Source organism: Exiguobacterium artemiae (genome assembly GCF_033342815.1).
Lineage (GTDB): Bacteria > Bacillota > Bacilli > Exiguobacteriales > Exiguobacteriaceae > Exiguobacterium_A > Exiguobacterium_A artemiae_A.
The window spans coordinates 207,068-228,492 of record NZ_JAWPEN010000002.1 but is presented as its reverse complement, the minus strand read 5'-3'; the positions used below and the strand labels follow the sequence as shown (position 1 = coordinate 228,492).

The 21,425-nt window shown below is 45.8% G+C and carries 20 protein-coding genes; 7 read left to right on the top strand and 13 right to left on the bottom strand.

Annotation, left to right across the window (positions count from 1 at the left end; all coding sequences use genetic code 11):
• Nucleotides 1-32: 32 nt before the first annotated feature.
• On the bottom strand, nucleotides 33-878 hold the full coding sequence (locus tag R7V76_RS03695; protein ID WP_318091313.1) for a LysR family transcriptional regulator: 846 nt from the start codon (nucleotides 876-878) through the stop codon (nucleotides 33-35).
• A 115-nt stretch (nucleotides 879-993) separates the two neighbouring features.
• Between R7V76_RS03695 and R7V76_RS03690 the strand changes: the two genes are divergently transcribed.
• Nucleotides 994-1,860, top strand: coding sequence for a sulfite exporter TauE/SafE family protein (locus R7V76_RS03690; protein ID WP_318091312.1), 867 nt, complete (start codon nucleotides 994-996; stop codon nucleotides 1,858-1,860).
• On the opposite strand, the gene R7V76_RS03685 is transcribed toward R7V76_RS03690, so the two are convergent.
• A complete protein-coding gene (locus R7V76_RS03685) occupies nucleotides 1,857-2,714 on the bottom strand; it encodes a YihY/virulence factor BrkB family protein (protein WP_247857910.1) in 858 nt (285 codons plus the stop codon). The genes R7V76_RS03690 and R7V76_RS03685 overlap by 4 nt on opposite strands.
• A 183-nt stretch (nucleotides 2,715-2,897) precedes the next feature.
• Here R7V76_RS03685 and R7V76_RS03680 point away from each other — a divergent pair, with 183 nt between their 5' ends.
• The 3 genes from R7V76_RS03680 (at nucleotide 2,898) to R7V76_RS03670 (ending at nucleotide 5,276) form a co-directional block, all read left to right on the top strand.
• A complete protein-coding gene (locus R7V76_RS03680; protein WP_318091311.1) occupies nucleotides 2,898-3,998 on the top strand; it encodes a nitric oxide synthase oxygenase in 1,101 nt (366 codons plus the stop codon).
• Nucleotides 3,995-4,441, top strand: coding sequence for an NUDIX hydrolase (locus R7V76_RS03675; protein ID WP_318091310.1), 447 nt, complete (start codon nucleotides 3,995-3,997; stop codon nucleotides 4,439-4,441). The genes R7V76_RS03680 and R7V76_RS03675 overlap by 4 nt, the downstream gene beginning before the upstream one ends.
• A gap of 148 nt (nucleotides 4,442-4,589) precedes the next feature.
• A complete protein-coding gene (locus tag R7V76_RS03670; protein ID WP_318091309.1) occupies nucleotides 4,590-5,276 on the top strand; it encodes a hypothetical protein in 687 nt (228 codons plus the stop codon).
• Nucleotides 5,277-5,456: 180 nt separating this feature from the next.
• Here R7V76_RS03670 and R7V76_RS03665 read toward each other — a convergent pair whose 3' ends face one another.
• The 9 genes from R7V76_RS03665 to R7V76_RS03625 all read right to left on the bottom strand — a co-directional run bounded on the left by R7V76_RS03665 (nucleotide 5,457) and on the right by R7V76_RS03625 (nucleotide 16,938).
• Complete coding sequence (locus R7V76_RS03665) at nucleotides 5,457-6,242, bottom strand: GNAT family N-acetyltransferase (protein WP_318091308.1); 786 nt, start codon at nucleotides 6,240-6,242, stop codon at nucleotides 5,457-5,459.
• A gap of 103 nt (nucleotides 6,243-6,345) precedes the next feature.
• The gene (locus tag R7V76_RS03660; protein WP_318091307.1) at nucleotides 6,346-7,734 is read right to left on the bottom strand and encodes an amino acid permease; all 1,389 of its coding nucleotides are present in this window, start codon (nucleotides 7,732-7,734) and stop codon (nucleotides 6,346-6,348) included.
• Nucleotides 7,735-7,957: 223 nt separating this feature from the next.
• Nucleotides 7,958-9,763, bottom strand: coding sequence for a mechanosensitive ion channel (locus R7V76_RS03655; protein WP_318091306.1), 1,806 nt, complete (start codon nucleotides 9,761-9,763; stop codon nucleotides 7,958-7,960).
• A gap of 184 nt (nucleotides 9,764-9,947) precedes the next feature.
• Nucleotides 9,948-11,354: an MBL fold metallo-hydrolase gene (locus R7V76_RS03650; RefSeq protein WP_318091305.1), complete on the bottom strand. Its 1,407-nt coding sequence runs from the start codon at nucleotides 11,352-11,354 to the stop codon at nucleotides 9,948-9,950.
• Between the two features lie 31 nt (nucleotides 11,355-11,385).
• Nucleotides 11,386-11,685, bottom strand: a complete 300-nt coding sequence (locus tag R7V76_RS03645) for a rhodanese-like domain-containing protein (RefSeq protein ID WP_318091304.1) — start codon at nucleotides 11,683-11,685, stop codon at nucleotides 11,386-11,388.
• Between the two features lie 118 nt (nucleotides 11,686-11,803).
• Entirely contained in the window at nucleotides 11,804-13,666 is a 1,863-nt protein-coding gene (locus tag R7V76_RS03640; RefSeq protein WP_318091303.1) for an ABC transporter ATP-binding protein, read from the bottom strand.
• Nucleotides 13,663-15,387: an ABC transporter ATP-binding protein gene (locus tag R7V76_RS03635; RefSeq protein WP_318091302.1), complete on the bottom strand. Its 1,725-nt coding sequence runs from the start codon at nucleotides 15,385-15,387 to the stop codon at nucleotides 13,663-13,665. Before R7V76_RS03635 ends, R7V76_RS03640 begins: the two co-directional genes overlap by 4 nt.
• Nucleotides 15,380-15,868: a MarR family winged helix-turn-helix transcriptional regulator gene (locus R7V76_RS03630; RefSeq protein ID WP_318091301.1), complete on the bottom strand. Its 489-nt coding sequence runs from the start codon at nucleotides 15,866-15,868 to the stop codon at nucleotides 15,380-15,382. The genes R7V76_RS03635 and R7V76_RS03630 overlap by 8 nt, the downstream gene beginning before the upstream one ends.
• Before the next feature lie 200 nt (nucleotides 15,869-16,068).
• A complete protein-coding gene (locus R7V76_RS03625) occupies nucleotides 16,069-16,938 on the bottom strand; it encodes a cation diffusion facilitator family transporter (protein WP_318091300.1) in 870 nt (289 codons plus the stop codon).
• Between the two features lie 301 nt (nucleotides 16,939-17,239).
• On the opposite strand from R7V76_RS03625, the gene R7V76_RS03620 reads away from it, so the two are divergent.
• Entirely contained in the window at nucleotides 17,240-17,563 is a 324-nt protein-coding gene (locus tag R7V76_RS03620; RefSeq protein WP_012369239.1) for a thioredoxin family protein, read from the top strand.
• 45 nt (nucleotides 17,564-17,608) lie between these two features.
• Here R7V76_RS03620 and R7V76_RS03615 read toward each other — a convergent pair whose 3' ends face one another.
• Nucleotides 17,609-17,908 (bottom strand): excalibur calcium-binding domain-containing protein, encoded by a 300-nt coding sequence (locus R7V76_RS03615; RefSeq protein WP_214766347.1) that lies wholly within the window; start codon nucleotides 17,906-17,908, stop codon nucleotides 17,609-17,611.
• Nucleotides 17,909-18,103: 195 nt separating this feature from the next.
• Between R7V76_RS03615 and R7V76_RS03610 the strand changes: the two genes are divergently transcribed.
• Complete coding sequence (locus tag R7V76_RS03610) at nucleotides 18,104-18,979, top strand: excalibur calcium-binding domain-containing protein (protein WP_318091299.1); 876 nt, start codon at nucleotides 18,104-18,106, stop codon at nucleotides 18,977-18,979.
• Nucleotides 18,980-19,089: 110 nt separating this feature from the next.
• Here the strand turns inward: R7V76_RS03610 and R7V76_RS03605 are convergent, their stop codons facing one another.
• Nucleotides 19,090-20,010, bottom strand: a complete 921-nt coding sequence (locus R7V76_RS03605; protein ID WP_188005081.1) for a hypothetical protein — start codon at nucleotides 20,008-20,010, stop codon at nucleotides 19,090-19,092.
• Nucleotides 20,011-20,102: 92 nt separating this feature from the next.
• Here R7V76_RS03605 and R7V76_RS03600 point away from each other — a divergent pair, with 92 nt between their 5' ends.
• On the top strand, nucleotides 20,103-21,374 hold the full coding sequence (locus R7V76_RS03600) for a M20/M25/M40 family metallo-hydrolase (protein ID WP_318091298.1): 1,272 nt from the start codon (nucleotides 20,103-20,105) through the stop codon (nucleotides 21,372-21,374).
• Nucleotides 21,375-21,425 lie beyond the last annotated feature (51 nt).

Genomic DNA, 21,425 nt, shown 5'->3' with positions numbered 1-21,425 from the left:
ACGTAATAGCTAATTTTAAGCATTTTATTCGGTTACTTGTTTTTTATGGTCTCTTCAATCCATTTTAATGCGAGTCGAGAAGGCTGTTCTTTCGGAATCGCAAATTGAAATGTTCGATTTTCGATGTCTTCCGCATAGACTTGATACTCTTTCAACTTTTTTAAGGGTTGAATAAATCGTTCAGACAGAGTCGAAATGCCTGTCCCATTCATGATCAATTGTCGAATCAAATGATTAGAGTGAACTGTTATCGTTTTGTGAGGTTCGATTTTTTGCTCATCCAACCATCGGATTAAGGCGGTACGTGCAGCAGAACCTTCTTCCCTAAAAATCCATGTAGCTTTTGACATGTTCAATCCTGTCCTTCCAATAACGTATAGCTGATCTTTTGCAAACGGAATGCAGTTGATGTTTTGAATCAATGGATCCCCTTCAACGAGTCCGATATCAATCTCATGATGTAACAACGCCTGTTCGACTTGATCATGGTTCATGATTCTTGCATCAATCGAGACATCCGGATAGGCAATCAAAAAATCATGAATCATCTCTTCTAACATCGTTTCATAAATCGTATGTGTAGAGGCAAGACGAAGTGTTCCCCGAACAAAACCTTTTAATTCGTCTAACTCTAATTGCATTTGTTCTGCTTGAAACAACATCTCCTTTGCATGATGATAGACGACCCATCCTGCATCTGATACTTCAATCGACGTATTAAATACATGCCGCAACAATAATGGCTGTTCCACTTCCTCTTCTAATCGTTTCAAGTGAACACTGACAGTCGGTTGTGAAATAAATAATTGTTCAGCCGTTCGTGTAAAGTGTTTTGTCTCGACAAGTGTAACGAACGTTTTTAACTCATGAAGTTTCATTCTATCTACCACCTTAATTAATTTTTATAATCATTATCATTATTATAATTCATTTTCATAATAATTTCTCTTCGACTACACTAGATAAATAACGATATATGAAAGAAGGGATTTTATGGAATTCGTACTATTTATTTTACTCGGTGCCGTCATCGGCATCTTATCCGGCTTTTTCGGAATTGGCGGCGGCATCATTTTGACCCCACTCTTATTGATACTTGGTTATGCGCCCAGCACAGCAATCGTCTTAAGTCTTCTGCTGACACTTGCTTCTACGATGACCGGAACGGTTTCACATCTCCGTCTTAAAAATTTCCATCTGCGTGACGCGTTGACGGTCGGAATTTCCGGGATTGTCGGTTCAGCGGTCATTACGCCGGTCGTCTTTTGGATGGAACAGCACACAGGTGCAGACGCCATCATTTCAGGTCTGTATATCATCTTGCTCATCTGGTTCGCTATTCAGTTTTTAAAACCGGCCACACGAACCGAAAGTGAACATCACGTCACCGATGCTCCCCTCCTGAAGTTAGTTCTGATCGGTTTTGCTGCCGGAATCTTATCTTCATTAATGGGCGTCAGTGGTGGGTTTTTATTGACACCTCTTTTGATTGGATGGGTCGGTTTTCCACTCAAACAAGCGATCGGAACAAGTATCGCTTCAGCAACACTGATTGTTCTCGGTGGCGTCACAAGTTACTTCATTTCGGGTGCAGACGCCCCGCTTTATCTCGGAGGTGCTCTGATTATCGGTGCTTTAATCGGCTCTCCGATGGGTGCCTCGTTCCTCAATCTGTTCGACAATGCGTTCGTTCGAAAAAATTTGGGTCGGTTTTATGCCGTTGTCGCCCTCAGTGTCATCGCCAAAGTTTTAGGCTTCACGACACTGTCGCTGATTCTTCTTGGTGCATTCACTATAAGTCTGCTCGGTATGTTTCTTTATCAAAAATGGACGCAACGTCAAACAAAAGACTGCCCTTAACGGACAGTCTCTTGTTTGATTTTTTCAGGTTTTAAGACCTTGGCTTCTTTCTTTTGACGCATCCGTTCAGCGTTCATCAGTCCACCGAGCATCAGGACGACAGATGACAGATAGAACCATGTCATCAAAACGATGATTCCGGCCAGTTGTCCGTACAGACGGTCGTAACTGCCAAATTCTGCGTAATACGAGAAGAATTCAGACACAGCCTGCCAGGCAATCGTCGCAAATAAAGCACCCGGCAAAACTTGACGGACGGTCAGCCGGACACTCGGCAAGACACGGTACAACAGGATAAAGAAGACCAACAGGAACAGTGATCCGAGTCCCCAACGGAATAAAAACCAAATCCAGGAATAATTTGTGACGACATCATTAACAATGGCAAAATGTGTAATAAACCGCCGCGTTAACTTTTCGGCAACCGGAACGAGAAGCGACATCGGTAAAATGACCATCATGCCGACCGTAAAACCGAAGTCCTGCAGTAATCCTCTCCAAAACGGAACTTTCCGCGTTACTTCCAGCGCATCATTCAAGGAACGAACCAGTGACTGGACCGACATCGAAGCGAGCCAGAAGGCTGCCAGGAAACTGATTGAGGCGAGTTTCAGACCTCCGTCATCAAAAATCCCGACGACGTTTTTCCGGATTAAATCATACGTTTCCGCCGGAGCAAACGGACGGATCAAATCGAGTACGTCACCCGATGTGAACGGTAAAAAAGAGACAAGACCAACTACAAATAATAAAAACGGGAATAAGGACAACATCAGATAATAAGCAAGCTGAGCCGATTTATCAAAAAAGGCTTCACCAAAAAATCGGGCAAATACAGGTTTTAATAATGACATAACAATTTCCTCACTTTCGAATAGTTCTTTCCTCTATCCCCCTTTCCATACACTCTCTAAACTTTTAACGTCTTTTGAACTTGTAAGTAATCGTTTGACGATTATCATTTGGCACAAAGCGCAAGCAAACGGTACACTGAAGCAAGAACCCTCGTAGTGTTGGATGAAGAAAGGATTTACGCCGTGTCTACTTTACTCACTGAAGCCGAACGCTTTTTTCATGATTATATAGAACAATACCCGCAAGAGGCGTATCGCCTGCAGGAAGTACGCGAAGAAATTTTGCAGACAGGTACGTATACGCAAACGCTTCAAGAACTTACGTATGGAGCAAAACTCGCCTGGCGCAACAGTAACCGCTGTATCGGACGTCTTTTTTGGGATCAACTTCACGTCATGGACGCCCGCGATGCGTTGACAGTCGAATCGATCCGGGATGCCTTGTTCCGTCATATTTCGTATGCGACCAACGAAGGCCGGATCCGTTCAACCATTACGGTTTTCGATCCCGACCGGGTCCGTGTCTTGAACCATCAATTGATTCGCTATGCCGGATATGACACCCCGGACGGTATCGTCGGGGATCCGGCTTCAATCTCTTTCACTCAGTTGTGTGAGTCATTCGGATGGAGCGGATCCAAAACCGATTTCGATGTCTTACCGTTATTGATTGAATTCGACGGACAGATCAGCCTGCATCCGATTCCGGATGAACTGGTACTGGAAGTCACGATTCAACATCCCGATCAAAATCTGTTTGGTGACCGGACAATCAAATGGTACGCCGTGCCGATGATTTCCGATATGCGGCTTGAAGTCGGCGGTATTTCCTATCCATGTGCTCCGTTTAACGGTTGGTATATGGGAACGGAAATCGGGGCCCGAAATTTGGCCGATACCGATCGCTACGATCTTTTGCCGCTGGTCGCCAAACAACTTGGACTGAATACGTCACGGGAGCGGTCGTTATGGAAAGACCGGGCACTCGTCGAGCTCAATTATGCCGTCCTCGATTCGTTTGAACGAACCGGCGTGACGATCGTCGACCATCATACGGCAACGAAACAATTTGCCCGGTTCGAAAAAAATGAGGTCGCCTGTGAACGGGACGTGACCGGAGAATGGTCCTGGCTTGTGCCGCCGATGAGTGGTGCCGCGACGCATGTCTTCCATAAAGACTTTGATCCGACCGTCAAGCGACCAAATTTCTTCGCTCGTTCTGCTCCCGCGGAAGAACCAAGCGTTCCAAGCGGCTGTCCGTTTCATCAGGGGGTGTCCCGATGAACTACGTGGAAACACTCCGCAAACAGATCGGACATACCCCGCTGATTCTCGTCGGCGCCGTCGTTCTCGTCATCAAGGACGGACATATTTTACTTGAACAACGGAATGAAACACAGGCCCGGTTCGGACTGCCGGGCGGTCTGATGGAATGGGCGGAATCAACAGATGAAACCGCACGCCGTGAACTGTTGGAAGAAACCGGACTCGTCGCCGAAAAACTGACTTTACTTGGTGTCTATTCCGGTAAAAACTATGTCACGACGCTTGCGAACGGTGACGTCTTTCAAAGTGTCACGCTGGCTTACATTGCTTCCGAAACAACCGGAGTCTTGCGGATCAGCGAAGAAAGTTTTACTTTAACCTATTTTCCTCTGAACGATTTACCACCCAATATCGTCGGTTCGCATCGGGTGATGATTGAAGATTATTTGAACCAAAATTAATTTAGATTTTCATAAAGTAAATGACCATACGCCTTCTTCAGTAAACGAAAGAAAGGCGTTTTTGGTTTTATTTTTTATCTTTTTAACTGAGCCCCTTTTAAATGTTATAAAATGGAAGTAAGGCATACTATAAAAAGGAGGTTATACTTTGAAAAAACTACTTGTTAGCACATGTGTCGTAACTTTAATTAATTTCTTGCCAATTTATACTAAAGCGGCAACTACTTCAAAGAAAATCGATCAAACTTATACAATCGTGGACACTAAGAATAAAAAGTACACCGTTTCTGTCCGCTCTACAAAAGCATCTTGTCATAAAGCTACATCAAATGATTACTCATGGTTAAAAGGAAAAGATGAACTTTGCACCGGAAAGTTCACGTTATACCTCAATGGCAAAGCAACCAACTATTCCTACAAATATACAAAAGATAATCCTTATGTCAGAGCAACACATGATTTCAGAACGGGTGCAAAATTAAGAAATACGACAGGTTCACCCAACGTGTTTTCTTTGTCCACTCGAGAAACTTCATCACTGATTAGTTTAAAAACTTATTCAATTGTAGATAAAAAATTAGTGCGTCATCCTGGTTCAATTGTTTCTTACGGTATGCGTCCTAAAATGAACAAAAAACTCCTTCAGACACCCATCTATGTAAACGGCGGTGAAAAAGTCGGCTTTATTTTCCATGATTATTCTTTAGTAAAAAACAAATTAGTTGAAAAGGAATCCCACAGTTACCTTTCACGTAGCTTTAATAGTAAAACATACGATAAAGGACTAGACGAATGGGAGAAATATAGTGCAAGCTTAAATTACTTCGTAAAATAAATCGTATCCTTCTACAGACTTGAGGTAATTCCATGATGAACAAAATCATGCTCGTCATGCTTGGTGGCACAGGGATTTTATTTGTGATCTTTGCCGTCATCGTCATGATCAGCTTATGGATGTAACAAAAGACGGGATCTACAGAATTGCCTCAAGGGCCGTTCTGTAGATCCCGTTTGTTTAGACATTGATTGGTTTTTGCATGATGAATTGCTTGAGATCCCGTTGTTGCCAACCGGCTTCGCGTAATCCTTCCCACACCTGTTTTTTCGTTGATTGCAGATGATACTGTTCGCCTGCCAACCGGCGCGTCGCTTCGGTTGCCACACGGGCGATCTCTTCCTCTTCTGTCAAAATGGCAAAAATTAATCCGTTGACTGCGGCAATAAAAGCACCGTCCAGTTCATAATAACGGGCTTCCGCCTGCTTCATGACGGTATGATCCTGTTGCCAGATGTATTCGCCCTGCTGTATGTACCGCCGTTCAAAAGCGACTTGATCGATTTCGACGAGTGGTTCGACTTGTTCCGCTTCATCTTTTTGAAAATATCCGATTTCGCCTACGGTTTGATAACCGAAACTCTTGTATAAAGTAATCGCCGGCTGATTGCCTTGAATGACTTCGAGCATCAAACAATCGATATTCAATGACTTGGCATAACTGAGTTGTGCATCATATAAGGCTTTTGCAATCCCGAGCCGACGGTACTGGGGATCGACTGCCAGTCCCCCGCAACGCATGACCGTTTTTTTCTTAATCGTCTTCAATCCATTCAACCAAATCGCGACCGGTCGCTCCCCGTGATAGGCAATAAACGAATGCTCCAATTGGTTGCCGTCACGTTCTAAGATTCGTTGCTGAAATACTTCAGGTGAAAGACCTAGTGGAATTATGTAATCGCTGAAACCTTCCTTCATGACTAAATATGCTGTTTCTGCATCAGGTGCCCGTTTAATGTGAATCATCTCGGATCGCCCCTTTCTCTACAATCGTTCGCCTTTTCTGATGTTCATTCCTGCCAGTTGCAAACAAAAAACCATCCAGAAACGCTTCTGGATGGTTTTCTTTTCATTGATGGAGTTTCGAGCGTGTTCGTCCGTATCCGAAGTAGACGAGCAGACCGATTGCTGTCCAGATGAAGAAAGCAATCCATGTGAATGTCTGAAGGTTCAACATCAACATGATACAGGCAAGAACGGACAAAATCGGTAGAACAGGAACAAATGGAACTTTGAACGCCCGCTGTAAATCAGGACGCGTTTTCCGTAAGATGATGACAGCAATTGAAATCAGGGCGAATGCTGCGAGTGTCCCGATATTGATCAATTCTGCCAATGTACCGAGCGGCACGAAACCTGCGATTAAACCGGCTGTTGTTCCAAGAATCCATGTTGCTTTGACAGGCGTATGTGATTTTTCATTTACGTCCGAGAAGATTTTCGGCAATAATCCGTCACGGCTCATCGCGAACAAGAGACGCACCAGACCAAATGTCATGACGAGGATAACCGTTGTCATACCAACGATGGCACCTAAGTCGACGAAACCTGCGACCCAGTCTTGACCGGCGACTTTTAAGGCTAACGAAACCGGGCTGTCGACCCCTTCAAACTGTTTGAATGGTACGATTCCGACCATGATGGCGGATACGACGACGTATAATACGGTAACGATGGCAAGTGATCCTAAGATACCGATTGGTAAGTTACGGCCTGGATCTTTTACTTCTTCTGCTGCTGACGTAACGGCATCAAAACCGAGGTAAGCAAAGAAGGCGATGGCTGATGCCTGTAAGACACCGCTGATTCCGAACGGTGCGAACGGCGTGTAGTTACCCGGTTCGACGTACCAGATCCCAACGACGATGAACAAGACAACGACCGCTACTTTTACAAGAACCATGATATTGTTGACACGTTTTGTTTCTTTAATACCCATTGAGAGCAACAGCGTGATGACCATCAAGATCAAGAACGCCGGTAAGTTGAAGAATGTTTCGCTTCCCGGTACAGCACCTGGTGCTGCCGTTAACGCTGTCGGCAGACTGACACCGAATCCGGATAATAGTGATTGGAAATAACCGGACCAACCTGTCGCTACGGCACTTGATGCCAAACCATATTCCAGGATGAGACACCAACCGATGATCCAGGCAACGAGTTCACCAATCGTAGCGTAGGTGTACGTGTACACACTACCCGAGACGGGAATCATCGATGAGAATTCCGCATAACAGAGAGCCGCTAATGCACAGACGATAGCAGAAACAATAAAGGCGACCGGTAATGCCGGTCCTGCATACAACGCTCCTGTTCCGGTCAGGACAAAAATCCCTGTTCCGATAATTGCACCAATCCCAAGTAAAACTAAATCAAAGCCTGATAAATGCCGTGCCAGCTTAGAATGGCTTTTTTGATCCATCATTACACTGACATCTTTCTTACGAAGCAAACTCATAAAACACCCTCCGAACTTTCTCTTTTTTCTGAATATTCAAATCATTTTTCTAATTGACCTTTTCATCATAACAAACCATGTCAGCTTTTATAAGCAAAATTTTCTGTTTTTTTTCACAAATTGGTCAAACCAGTTTTGTTATTTCACTACAATACAAATATGCAGCCATGTATTAACGTAATAAAAAACTCCTCCACCCATCGGTGAAGGAGTTTCTTATCAATTACGGACGATCATTCGGGTGATCTAAGTTCGGACCGCGGTGGGCATCCGGATCGATCGGATAATCGTCTTGTTGTGCTAAATCATTTTCAGGAAGTGCACCTTTTGGCGTACCATGTGTCGGGTTCACATTCGTAGAAGATGATGGTTTAGAAGCTTTTGGTGCTTGATCTGGTGTGACGTCATCTGTTGCTTTAGACGCGGCACCTTTAGCTGCTTCTTTTAAGCTAGGCTTCGTTGAAGCAGACGATGTGTTGTTTGACGGCAGGTTCGATGTGTCGATATCTGCTTCTTCGGCTTTTTTCTGGAGACGATCGAGGTAACGTGATGCGTTATCACGACCACCTAAACCAAACGCCAGTCCGAAAGCAAGAGCAACAGCACCTAGAATCAAGATGAACGCTGAGTTGACGATTGTAGCGGCAACACCAAGTTGATCAAGTGCCATGAAGACAGCAAGAGCAAGGATGGCATATTTCGCGACGCTTGAAAGAACTTTTAAATCTGAGTTAGCAAACAGGCTGTCCATCGTACGTTTTACCAAGTTGCTGATGATGATACCGATCGCCAGGATGATGATCGCTGTCAAGACGCTTGGTAGGAAAGCAAGAACCGCACGACCGAGATCAACCATGAAGTTGAGACCGATCAGATTGAAGGCTTCAACGACGAACAAGACGACGATGACGATTTCAACGAGTGATCCGACGATTGATGATGGTGATGTCGAAGCATTGTTTGCATCCCAGTTACCGATTTTCAAGTGGCGTGTTAAGTTGTTGAATCCGAGGCGTGACAAGAGGTCTGCAACGAATTTCTTAACGAAACGTCCGACATAAAGACCGACAAGAATCAAGACGATACCGACGATGATGTTCGGAATCATACCAAGAACATCATTTAACATGTTGATGGCTGGTCCTGTGATGCCTTTGATGTTGAGTTGGTCAAGTGCCGAAATCGTGATCGGTATTAAGATCAGGATGAAGACGACTGTACCTAGGATTGAAGAAAGTGATTTTGTATCTTTTTGTTCGTTTGTACCAATGTTGAAGCGTGAAGCAAATTTGTCTGTACCGACTGCATGCAGGAAGTTCGTGACGATATCGCGAACGATTTTCGCAACGAGGAATCCGACGAAGAAGATTGCTGCTGCAGCAATCAGACGTGGAATGAAACCAAGGAACGACGAGAGTAATTGACTGAACGGTTCAGAAACGCTTTCGATGTTAAGTGCACCAAGTACACCCGGTAGGAACAATAACAAGACAAGATAGAAGACGATTTCGCCTGCAATCTTCGGATAGTTTGAAAGATCCGTTTGACCTTGAAGCATTTTGTTCGAACGAACTTTTTCGTTCGACATCAATTTCGTTCCGCCTTTGACGATGACCATGCGGAGTACAACCGCGATGACGTAAGCAAGAAGAAGAATCAATGCGGCTTTCAGGATATTCGGGATTGCTGCGAGCAATGTGCCCATCGTATCCGCAAGTGGTCCTGCGATGATGTTCAAGTTCAAGATGTTAAAGACTAGGATAAGAACAAATACCATCAAGATCCAGAAAATCACAGTTCCGATGATTTTTTCAGGTGTCCACTTTTTCTTTTGTGGTGGTGTACCTTCTTTTTGTGGTGACAACTTATGAACGACACCCGATTTTTCTAATGCTTTTTGAATGCCATTTGCGATCAGCTTCGCAATCAGCCATCCGATCAGGAAGACGATAAGTGCTCCTAAAATATTTCCGAGAGTTCCTAGAATCCCGTTGACGTCAAATGACGTCGTGTTCCAAAAGTTGTTCATCCTGCCACACTCCTTCATCTCTAAATAATATATTTCCGACACTTCTTTAATTTCCCCAGCTAAAGGAATTACTAAACCACATTTAGCCTGATAGTGGCATTTTGTGAATAGTATTTAAAAAAATGGATGATTCTGATTAGAACCATCCATTTTGGAAAAGCTATTTATTTTTAGTATCCCACTGTTATTTTTTCACTAAAGCCTGTCGGTCAAGAACCGGTTGAAGTTCGGCATAACCGCCGTCGATATTGATGACGTCCTTGATGCCGAGTGATTGCAAGACACTGACTGCCATCCGGGAACGGACGCCGGATGCACAGTGGACGGCGACCGGACGATCGACCGGGATTTCTTCGTAACGGGAAGCCAATTTGCCGAGTAAAATCCACTTCGCCTGCTCATAATGACCCGCGTCCCATTCTGTCTTATTGCGGACATCGAGGACAGACACCTCACCGGCTTCCGCTGCTTCAATTGCTTGTTCGGCACTCCAGTCCGGATACTGTTCCGTCAATTGTTCGGGTGACAAATCCGCTATATCCACCAATGTGACAAACCGGTCGAGACCGATCGACTGTAAATCGGTCTGGATTTCTTCCAGTAAACGGGACTCGGCAATCACAGCAATATCATGATCAAAGTCCAGTAACCAGCCGGCCCATGTGACGAATTTTGAGTTGTACGGAATGTTGAGTGTCCCCGGTACATGTCCTGCGGCAAATACTTTTCCGTTACGTGTATCGACGACCTGTATCGTTTCGACAAGGGTTTCCAGTTCAGTCGCATCGGCGACCCGTGGTTTCGAAAGCGCAGGTGTGGCGACAATTCCTTTTTTGTTGACCCGCTTCATCATCGCAAAATAGTTCGGCGGCTCCGGTTGATCCGTCGTCAACTCTTTGACAAATGCAGCTTCGTCTTCTGCCTGGAGAGCCCAGTTCGTTTGTTTTTCATAACCGACCGTTGTCGTCGGAATCGCACCGAGTGCTTTCCCGCAGGCACTGCCCGCTCCATGACCCGGCCAGACTTGCACGAAATCCGGTAATGCTTTGAACCGTTTCAGTGACGCAAACATCTGTTTTGCTCCGACGGCCGTCGTCCCTTGAATGCCGGCTGCTTCTTCAAGTAAGTCCGGACGCCCGATATCGCCCACAAAAACGAAATCGCCCGTGAAAATCCCCATCGGAACCGTCTGATCGCGGTCATACAGCACAAATGACAGATGCTCCGGGGTATGTCCCGGTGTATGCATGACTTCAAATGTCACGTTTCCGACTTTGAACCGATCTCCATCCGTCACGAGTTTTGCTTCAATGTCCGCCGCAAATTCATATTTCCAGTCAGCATCGCCCTCGTCAGACAAGTACGCCGTCGTATCAAACCGTTCGGCAAACTCCCGTGTTCCGGAAACAAAATCCGCATGGATATGTGTTTCTGCTGTCGCGACGATGTGTAATCCTTCTTTGGCCGCTTCTTTGAGATATCCTTCGATATTTCGCGCCGGATCAATGACGATTGCTTCCCCTGTCTTCTGACAACCGACCAGATAAGAAGCTTGGGCTAATTTTTCATCGTAAAAGTAACGTAATAACATGGAAGTTCCCCCTTCGGATAAGTGTGATTGATTATTTCGAGACGTCGCCTTGCCAGTTCATCATGCCGCCGTCGACATTCGTGACATCAAAACCGGCTTGTTCGAGATAGATTGAAGCGTTCATACTTCTTCCCCCGGCTAAACAGATGACGTGTAACGGCCGATCTGCATCCAGTTCATTTGTCCGTTCCGCCAGTTCGGATAACGGAAGGTTTTTCGCCTGCCGGATATGACCGCCGGCGTATTCATCCGTTTCACGGACATCAATCAGTTGAATCGTTTTTTCTTGTTGCAATATCTCTTCTAATTCGTTTGTTGACATGTTTTTCATCTTGTTGGCTCCTTTACTGAATAAGTTTCTGCCATTAATATACCCCCTTAGGTATATGAGTGCAAGAAAAAAGATTGCACAAAAAAAGACAGCATCCGGATCGGATACTGCCATTTCCTCAGACGACTTCTTTTTCCGAGAACTGACTGTTGTAAAGATCGGCATAAAAGCCGTTCGCTTCGAGCAAGGCTTCATGTGTGCCCTGTTCAATGACCCGCCCTTGATCCATGACCAAAATCAAATCCGCATCTTTAATCGTCGACAGACGATGGGCGATGACGAAACTTGTCCGTCCTTCCATCAATCGTTTCATCGCCTGTTGAATAAATATTTCCGTCCGCGTATCGACACTTGACGTTGCTTCATCGAGAATCATGATTGGCGGATCGGCGAGGACCGCCCGGGCAATCGTCAACAGTTGCTTTTGCCCCTGTGAGATATTCGATGCTTCTTCATTTAAAACAGTATCGTAACCGTCCGGCAAAGTCCGGATGAAGTGATCGGCATGGGCTGTTTTCGCGGCTTCGACGATGTCGTCTTCTGTTGCCCCGGTTTTTCCGTACGCGAGATTATCACGGATCGTACCGTTAAAGAGCCACGTATCCTGCAGGACCATGCCGAACGTCGTCCGTAAATCTTCGCGTGACATCTTCCGTGTATCGATCCCGTCAATCCGGATGACACCACGATTCAACTCGTAAAAGCGCATCAACAGATTGATCAGCGTCGTTTTCCCGGCACCGGTCGGACCGACGATCGCCACCGTTTGTCCCGGTTTGACGTCGATGTTCATGTCTTCAATCAACAGCTGTTCGCCGTAACCGAAGTCGACATGCTCGAATGCAACGGCTCCGTCGGCTTTCGCCAGGTGATGCGTCGTTACTTCCTTGACTTCCTCTTCTTCATCCAACAACTCAAAGACCCGTTCGGCAGCGGCGACCGTCGACTGAACGATGTTCGCGATATTAGCCGTTTGGGTGATCGGTTGTGTGAATTGGCGTGTATAGGTGATGAACGCCTGAATGTCCCCAATCGAGATGCTGCGCTGGGTGACTAAAATCCCGCCGACGACACTGATCAGGACATAGCTGATGTTCCCGATGAACATCATCATCGGCATGATGATTCCGGAAATAAACTGGGCTTTTCGTCCCGCTTCATATAATTCTTCATTAACTGCATCAAACTGTTCGACCGCTCTGCGCTCATGACCAAACGCTTTGACGACCGGATGACCGGTATACATCTCTTCGACATGACCATTCAGTTGTCCGAGTGTCCGTTGTTGATCGGCAAAGTATTTTTGCGACCGTTTCAAAATCGGACGAATCGCAAAAATCGAGATCGGTAACGAGACGAGCGAAATCAACGTCAACAGCGGACTGATCGTCAACATCATGATTAAGATCCCGACAATCGTCACGATTGACGTGATGAACGACGTCACGCTTTGTTGTAACGTACTCCCGATCGTATCGATGTCATTCGTGACCCGGCTGAGTGTCTCTCCGTTCGGCCGGCCATCGTAATACTTGAGCGGTAACCGTTCAAGCTTCTGATTGACATCTTCCCGTAAATCATAGACGGTTTTTTGCGCAATCCCCGACATCAGATACTGTTGCAGGTAACTGAACAGACTGCTGATGACATACAGTCCGGCGAGCAGCAACAGGATCTGTCCGATTTTCGTAAAGTCGATTGCTGCTCCCGGTACGCCCTGGAACTTGGCGTATGCCCCTTCAAACAGTTCCGTGATCGCCGTCCCCATGATTTTCGGTCCGGCAATCATAAAGATCGTACTGAGAATCGCTGCGACAAAAACCGCTATGAGAGCATTTCGGCGTGGTTTCAGATATCCGAGCAACCGTCGGAATGTCGCTTTGAAGTTTTTTGGTTTTTCGCCCATCATCATCATGTTCCCGCCGCCGGGACCTCCACCGGGAGGGCCGCCGGCAGGTCGTTTTGGATTACTGGTACTCATGCGATCTCCTCCTCTGACAGTTGGGATTTGACGATTTCCTGATAGACGTCGTTTGTTTCATACAGTTCGTCATGCGTTCCGATCCCGGCAATTTTACCTTCTTCGAGAACGATGATTTGATCGGCATCCATGACAGTACTGACGCGTTGCGCGACAATCAGAACGGTTGCGTCCTGTGTCTCCTGTTTTAAAGCTTTCCGTAACGTTGCATCCGTTTTAAAGTCAAGCGCCGAGAAGCTGTCGTCAAAGACGTAGATATCCGGTTTCCGGACCAGTGCCCGGGCAATCGATAAGCGTTGTTTTTGACCACCGGAGACGTTGGAACCGCCTTGTTCAATCATCGATTCATATCGGTCCGGCATCCGTTCAATGAAATCCGTTGCTTGAGCGACACGGGCCGCATGCTGGATTTCTTCGTCCGTCGCATCCTCTTTTCCGAACCGGATGTTCTCCGCGATCGTTCCCGTAAACAGCAACGCTTTTTGCGGGACAAAACCGATTTTCGAACGCAGTTCTTCCTGCGGGACGGCTTGGCTGTCGACGCCGTTGACTTGGATGCTGCCTTCCGTCACGTCATAAAAGCGGGGAATCAAATTGACGAGCGTTGATTTCCCGGAACCCGTTCCACCAATGACGGCCGTAATTTCACCAGGTCGGGCAGTAAAGCTGATATCAGACAGGACCGGTGCTTCGGCTCCCGGATAGCTGAACGTCACCCCGTCAAACACAAGCGTGCCGCGTTCTTTATCCGCAGAAGCGGTTCCGGCGTCGACCATCGTCGGCTCCATCTCGAGGACTTCATTAATCCGTTTCGCTGAGACCGCCGCCCGGGGAATCATGACGAACATGACAGACGCCATGACGAGGGCAAACATGATTTGCATGACGTATTGAATGAACGCCATCAAATCTCCGATCTGCATTCCGCCGTTGTTAATCCGGATACCGCCGAACCAGATGACACCAACAACCGTCAAGTTCATCACGAGCATCATGACCGGCATCAAAAAGGCCATGATTTTATTGACCTTGATCGAGACATCCGTTAAATCCGCATTTGCTTTTGTTAACCGGACTTTCTCCTGGGATTCCCGGTTAAAGGCCCGGATGACACGAATCCCGGTCAGATTTTCCCGTAAAACGAGATTCAAGCGGTCAAGCCGTTTTTGGACTTGGCCGAACAACGGGACTCCTTTCCAGAGAATCAACAGAATCGAGACAACCAACACCGGCATCGCCGCAACGATGACAAGTGATAATTTAGCATCTTTCGAGACCGCCATGATCAGTCCACCGACGAACATGATCGGCGCACTGACGACCATCCGCAACATCATGATGACGACCTGCTGGACTTGGGTGATATCGTTTGTCGTCCGTGTGATCAATGAAGCCGTTCCGACTTGATCAAACTCCTGTAACGTAAAGCGTTCGACGTGGTTAAAGACTTTTCGGCGGATGTCGCGGCCAAGTCCCATCGCGGCTTTCGAAGAATAATAACTGGCAGCAATCGCCGCGAGTGCGCCAAGTCCGGTAATCCCGAGCATGACAGCCCCGATTTTCCAAATGTACGCCGTATCCCCTGTCACGACCCCTTTGTCAATGATGTCGGCCATCAAAGTCGGTAAGTATAAATCCGACATCGACTGGGCGAAGACAAGGATCAAGACGGCCAAGACTGCCCATTTATAGGTCGTCAGATTTTTGAGTAACTTAATCATCTGTACAGCCTCCGTTTCCTGGTGCCAAAATTTCTTTTAGTCCTTCTGCAATCTGTGCATGCGTCTGCAACATCTGCTCAAAGACGGCAGGATCGATTTGATCGAGGATATGCTCGAGCCGTTGTTGCATCCCCGCTTCCTGCCGTTTGATCGTCTCGACGAATTGCCGTCCGTGATCACTTAAACGTAAGACGACTTCCCGCCGGTTGTCCGGATTCGTTTCCCGGATGACCCACTCCGACTGCACCAATCCTTCTATCGATTGACTGAGCGTGCTTTTCGGTAAATGCGTATGCACGGCCAGTTCTTTTTGCGTGATCGGGCTTCGTGGGGCAATCGTCATCAAGCTGTGAAATTGCGGTAAACTGAGTCCATTTTCCTGCGCTGTCTGATGCGCCGCGCGGACAAGATGACGCTGCACATTCCAAAACGACTGCATCATGGCCGTTGAACGAACCGGCTCTTTTTGCTCTGTTTCCATCCTTCCACCTCCATGTTCCATATTGAATCGTTCCATATCGAACGATTACCTATGTAAACTAAAATACGCCCATTTAGACTGAATGTCAACGCAGAAACAATGTGAAAATGCACATAGTTTTTTTAGGAATTCCATAAAAAAAAGTCCAATCGAAATTGGACTGTTAAATGGTTGTTCAGCCTGATCAGTTCGGCAGAAACTCATTCCGGCTCAACGTGGACATGAATATCATAGACACCATATTCATCCGTCAACGTATCTTCGACTTTCGTCGCGATATCATGTGCTTGATGGACGTTCAATTGCGAGTTGACGAGAATCACGACATCCACGACTTCATTATTTCCATAATTCCGTCCCTTGATCGACTTGATTCCTTTGACGCCTTCTAAATCAAAAATCACATCTTCATACATCTTCAGCTTCTGTTCATCAAACCCATCCGACAATTCGTGGGAGGCTTCCGAGAAGATATCCCACGCCGTTTTACAGATTAAGAATCCGACGACAATCGCTGTTACAATATCGAGCCACGGCATCCCGAACTGGGAACCGATAATCCCGATCGTTGTTCCGATACTGACCCAGGCATCGGATAAGTTATCTTTTGCAGCCGCCATAACGGCTTTACTGTTAATTTTTCGTGACAGGTTCCGGTTGTAACGATAGACGAAATACATCACAACGGCGGAACCGATTCCGACATAAGCCGCGACGATGTCCGGTGACTCCTGTTTTCCTTCGAACAACGTCGAAACGGTATCGATCAAGACCTGTAGTCCGACAGCCATCATAATGAAGGAAGCGACCATCGAGGCAATCGTCTCACTTTTCCAGTGTCCGTATTTATGGTTGTCATCTGCCGGACGTCTTGAAATTCGTAACCCGATCAAGACGGCAATCGACGCGATGATATCGGTCGTATTGTTTAAACCATCCGCTCGTAACGCCGCTGAATCCGCCGTGTAGCCGACAACCAATTTAACAATTGATAAAACAATATAGGCAATGATACTAATGATCGCACCACGCTCACCAAGCTTTAAATTATCATATTTTTGCTGATCCATTTCTGTCGCCCCCACTCGCTCTGTCGATTAGCAAACCTCATCGTAACAGGTCAAAATCAAGTGGGTCTATAGAAATCATTTTGCTTAAAACTAGTTAATTAACAAAAGACCAATAGTTTTTACTTAAGGCAAATCATATTTAATCGTTTATTGATGCTTCTTGTGCAATTTGCGCATACTTTAGTTATTTTCTTCTACAACATTTTTGCAGAACGCGGACCTTCTTCAATCATAATCCGTGCATCTTGTGCTTGGAATCAGTAGACTAAAGATACACACCAACAACAGGGGGAACTAACACATGAGTAACTACATTAAGAGTGAAGATACATTCAAAGAGTTAATCGCAAGCGAAACACCGGTCATTATCAAGTTCGAAGCCGACTGGTGCCCAGACTGCAAACGGATGGACTACTTCATGCCGGATGTCGAATCACAATTCAGCGAACTGCCGATCTATACGATCGACAAAGATGAATTCCCGGAAATCGCTTCTGACAATGTCGTCATGGGGATTCCAAGTTTACTCGTCTTCCAAAACAACGAGAAACTCGGTCACTTGCACAGTGCCAACGCAAAAACACCGGAAGAAGTCACGGACTTCCTCAAGAAAAACTTCAACTAAACAGGCGAAGACCCGCTTTCCGAAAAACTCGGAAGCGGGTCTTTTTTAGCGTTCGCAAGCGATGCCGTCTTTGTCACGGTCTTTTGATTTATTAAGGTTATAGGTCGCCAAACTGACGTGGGCAGCATGTTGTGTTTTTTTATAAATTGCTTTGCCGTTCTTATCGTATCCCGTCCGGTTTTTCAGACCTTTTTTCTTGGCGACGCCACCTTTATAGGTTTTCTGCATTTCTGTACAATTCTTGAATGTCTTCGCTTTCGTTGCTGCATGGCTTTCTGCCGACGTCACGCTGATCAATGAAAGACTAAGTACACCGGTCATGATAAGTTTCACTGCTTTATTCATGTCCATTCCTCCTCGTTTTTAAAATACCAAATTTTAGTGATAATTTAATTATAGAGGATTCGTTTAAAATATACGGCTCGTTTTTAACATTTATTTCTTATGAACACATATTTTGTTTAGTTTTTTAAAATCAGATTACCATTTTTTAATAATATGTTATGTTTTACATAATATATTATTAAAGGAGTGAAAAGGATGAATAAATTTTTTCTCATATTACTTGGTATATTAACTACACTTCTTACTGTCGTGCTGTTAATAGTATCTATTACGACCACTTCAATTTTCTCTAGTATTTTATTTATTGTCAGTTTATTTTTTAATTATCAATTCTTCCAAAAAATACGGAATAAAAGGTTTGTTATAAAACGTCCCTTACTTTGGATGATTCTTACTACACTAATTGCATTCTTTGTTTTAGCCTTTGAATTACCTAGTACGGACATGGCTGAAACCAATGATCTTAATACACTTTCAAAATCGGTTGCTCCGGCTAAAATTCAAAAACCTGATGAATCAAATGTAGATGAAGTAACGACTGAACAGAAAGATGATGATCAGGAGAAAGCTGACACTAAAGCCAAAGCCGACGCTAAAGCCAAAGCCGACGCTAAAGCCAAAGCCGAGGCTAAAGCCAAAGCTGATGCCAAAGCGAAAGCTGATGCCAAAGCGAAAGCTGATGCCAAAGCGAAAGCTGATGCCAAAGCGAAAGCTGATGCCAAAGCGAAAGCTGATGCCAAAGCGAAAGCTGATGCCAAAGCAAAAGCTGATGCTAAAGCCAGAGCTGATGCTAAAGCCAGAGCTGACGCTAAAGCCAGAGCTGACGCTAAAGCCAGAGCTGACGCTAAAGCCAGAGCTGATGCTAAAGCCAAAGCTGATGCTAAAGCCAAAGCTGATGCTAAAGCCAGAGCTGACGCTAAAGCCAGAGCTGACGCTAAAGCCAGAGCTAATGCATCCTTTGCGAACTGTACAGAACTGACCCAGGTCTATCCAAATGGTGTTCCCTCAACTCACCCCGCTTACCAATCAAAAATGGATCGGGATAAAGACAATTTTGCTTGCGAGCGATAATCTAACTTTATATGTATTTCAAAAAAACTCTATGAAATTGCAGTTTGGTTTATCTAAAACCATTCTGTCTTTTTCATAGAGTTTTCTTAGTAATGTAATTGTAGAATTGCTTATTTTGAAATAAAATCATCCGCTCGACAAAGGATGGTCACCGCCCAGTTCGGATGAATTCGAAATCCTTGGACAGAACGTGGTGATTCCGGAAGCATCACTGCTGTCGCTTCAATCAGATCAAGCTTTCCAAAACGTTCACGGACTCTTCGAATCAACTGCCGCATATGGTCATACGTGATATCTTGTCCACTTAGCTCAGACAAGGCAGCTTGCAGGACGGGATACGTCTGAAACACGGATTGATTTAACAATACAAGGGTCAAAAACATATGTTGATTTAACATCTCACTTGATTGACCGGCTACATGTAACATTTTCCCGGCATCCGAACTTTTTAGTAATAGTTCACCCTTCTCCGGTTTCGTCTCATGAAACGTTTCTTCATTGATAATCGTTTCACGATCTGCCGAGATTTTCCGGTAGTAGATTCGGTCCAGTACATACTCATCCTGCACGATCATTTCTGCGCGATAACGGTCAATTCGTATTTGATCGATATCACCTTCGATTTGCGATTCCAAATCTTCAAGCTTTTGTAACGCCTCCCGTGTTATCGCCACTCCACAATTCACGAGAAAGATATTCGCTAAGATCAGTTGCGTATCACTTAAGATGTCTGTCCGTGTTCCATCGACTGCTATTTTTAAATGATAGGCAGCTTGTTCATACTCACGTTCACGATACAAAATATAACCTAATCGGTAATTTGCAATCGGATGATGTTTCTCCATTTTAATGGCGTCCAGTAACCACCTTTTAGCCTGACGATAATCCGGAGTGTCCGACAGCTTGTAGAATTCTGCCTGACGAACAAGTAAGTCAAGGTGTGCTTGACGCTTGATAGCCCGTTCCTCTTGGGTTTCGTTCGGTAATTCCCGGCGGATTCGTTGCGCTTCCAAATATCCTGACAGTTCCATTCCCTGTGACTCCTTCATTTTTGACGTGTGACAGCCTGTCACAGCTCCCTTGCTAAACTAAAAACAACTTACAAAACAAGGAGCTGTTTGAAATGACTAATTCAACGATTCTATTAGCACGACACGGTCTAAACCGGGAAGACCGATTCAGCAAAACGCACGTCGCCTTTTTGACTGACTCCATTTTACAATATCCGGTTGAAGACTGGAGCGATCGTCGGCTGATCGAGTGGATTCAGCAGGTTCCTTTTAATGATTTACCGGGTCGTGAAGCGATGCTTGATCCTTCGACAAATGATTTGCCTTATCAATCCTTTGATCCATATATTCGGGGCATCGTCCGTTGGCTGAACTCTCTCGACATCGCGACGTTGTCTTGTTGCGACGGACATGGCCGCGGACGGGCTTCCGTTACGTTAAAACAACTTCCATCCCTTGAACAGTGGCAGATGCTTAACCTTGCGTTGCCACACCAAATGACGATGCATTTGACGCGTCTGACGTTACAACTCGATTACCGGAAAAGTGGATTTTCTTCTTTACTATCCTTAGCGGAGCGTCTTTACCGGTTGTCCGAAGACCGGAGCTATCTCCATACCTTACAACTAGAACAATTTAAACATCGATTGCTGATATGGCTTGATATCCCGGGTGTTAGCAAACGGGAGCGACTGGTCGCGATGCATCTACGAAATCACTTAAAATCGAGCACGGATTTCTCGTATACCGATAAGCAGGGAAATGTTTTGGCGACGATCCAGTGTGGTGTCGGACCGACCGTTTTGCTATCAGCTCATATGGACACGTTTGAATCAAAGGACGAACACCGGACCATTTTCGAAGACGGGACGACACTGCGCAGCTCAAGCGGTACTCTGGGAGCAGATGATCGAGCCGGCATCACGGCGATTCTCGAAGTCGTCGATCGTGTGCAAAATACAAACTTCTCCGGTACTCTGAAACTCGCTTTTACCGTTCAAGAAGAAATCGGATGTCGCGGCGCGGCAGGCATCGATCCCGCTTTCATTCAAGATGTGGATGCTGCCATCGTCGTCGACCGCCGGGGAACGCGTGATATCGTCACAGCCTGCCGAAACCTGATTCCGTTCTGTCCGTCCAATTTCGGTTCGTTGTTTGAAGAAGCAGGACGCTTGGCCGGAATGCCCGATTGGCAGACGACCACGAACGGCGGATCAAGTGATGCCAAGGTATTTTCCGGCTTCGGCATCCCTTCTGTCAACCTGTCTGTCGGATACATGCATGAGCATACCGAACACGAAACGGTTGATTACGCAGCGACGTTTGAGACAGTCGCTTTGATTGAATCCGTTCTGCATCATCAGCTCATCCCGCTTCGTACTTGAGTATCGTCCAGACGTCATCGAAAAAAGCGCGCCGCGGCGCGCTTTTCAACT

Bases quoted from the DNA above. Each gene is read 5' to 3' on its own strand.
- R7V76_RS03695 (WP_318091313.1), bottom strand. From the start codon at position 878: ATGAAACTTCATGAGTTAAAAACGTTCGTTACACTTGTCGAGACAAAA.
- R7V76_RS03690 (WP_318091312.1), top strand. From the start codon at position 994: ATGGAATTCGTACTATTTATTTTACTCGGTGCCGTCATCGGCATCTTA.
- R7V76_RS03685 (WP_247857910.1), bottom strand. From the start codon at position 2,714: ATGTCATTATTAAAACCTGTATTTGCCCGATTTTTTGGTGAAGCCTTT.
- R7V76_RS03675 (WP_318091310.1), top strand. From the start codon at position 3,995: ATGAACTACGTGGAAACACTCCGCAAACAGATCGGACATACCCCGCTG.
- R7V76_RS03665 (WP_318091308.1), bottom strand. From the start codon at position 6,242: ATGATTCACATTAAACGGGCACCTGATGCAGAAACAGCATATTTAGTC.
- R7V76_RS03660 (WP_318091307.1), bottom strand. From the start codon at position 7,734: ATGAGTTTGCTTCGTAAGAAAGATGTCAGTGTAATGATGGATCAAAAA.
- R7V76_RS03655 (WP_318091306.1), bottom strand. From the start codon at position 9,763: ATGAACAACTTTTGGAACACGACGTCATTTGACGTCAACGGGATTCTA.
- R7V76_RS03650 (WP_318091305.1), bottom strand. From the start codon at position 11,354: ATGTTATTACGTTACTTTTACGATGAAAAATTAGCCCAAGCTTCTTAT.
- R7V76_RS03645 (WP_318091304.1), bottom strand. From the start codon at position 11,685: ATGAAAAACATGTCAACAAACGAATTAGAAGAGATATTGCAACAAGAA.
- R7V76_RS03640 (WP_318091303.1), bottom strand. From the start codon at position 13,666: ATGAGTACCAGTAATCCAAAACGACCTGCCGGCGGCCCTCCCGGTGGA.
- R7V76_RS03635 (WP_318091302.1), bottom strand. From the start codon at position 15,387: ATGATTAAGTTACTCAAAAATCTGACGACCTATAAATGGGCAGTCTTG.
- R7V76_RS03630 (WP_318091301.1), bottom strand. From the start codon at position 15,868: ATGGAAACAGAGCAAAAAGAGCCGGTTCGTTCAACGGCCATGATGCAG.
- R7V76_RS03625 (WP_318091300.1), bottom strand. From the start codon at position 16,938: ATGGATCAGCAAAAATATGATAATTTAAAGCTTGGTGAGCGTGGTGCG.
- R7V76_RS03620 (WP_012369239.1), top strand. From the start codon at position 17,240: ATGAGTAACTACATTAAGAGTGAAGATACATTCAAAGAGTTAATCGCA.
- R7V76_RS03615 (WP_214766347.1), bottom strand. From the start codon at position 17,908: ATGAATAAAGCAGTGAAACTTATCATGACCGGTGTACTTAGTCTTTCA.
- R7V76_RS03610 (WP_318091299.1), top strand. From the start codon at position 18,104: ATGAATAAATTTTTTCTCATATTACTTGGTATATTAACTACACTTCTT.
- R7V76_RS03605 (WP_188005081.1), bottom strand. From the start codon at position 20,010: ATGGAACTGTCAGGATATTTGGAAGCGCAACGAATCCGCCGGGAATTA.
- R7V76_RS03600 (WP_318091298.1), top strand. From the start codon at position 20,103: ATGACTAATTCAACGATTCTATTAGCACGACACGGTCTAAACCGGGAA.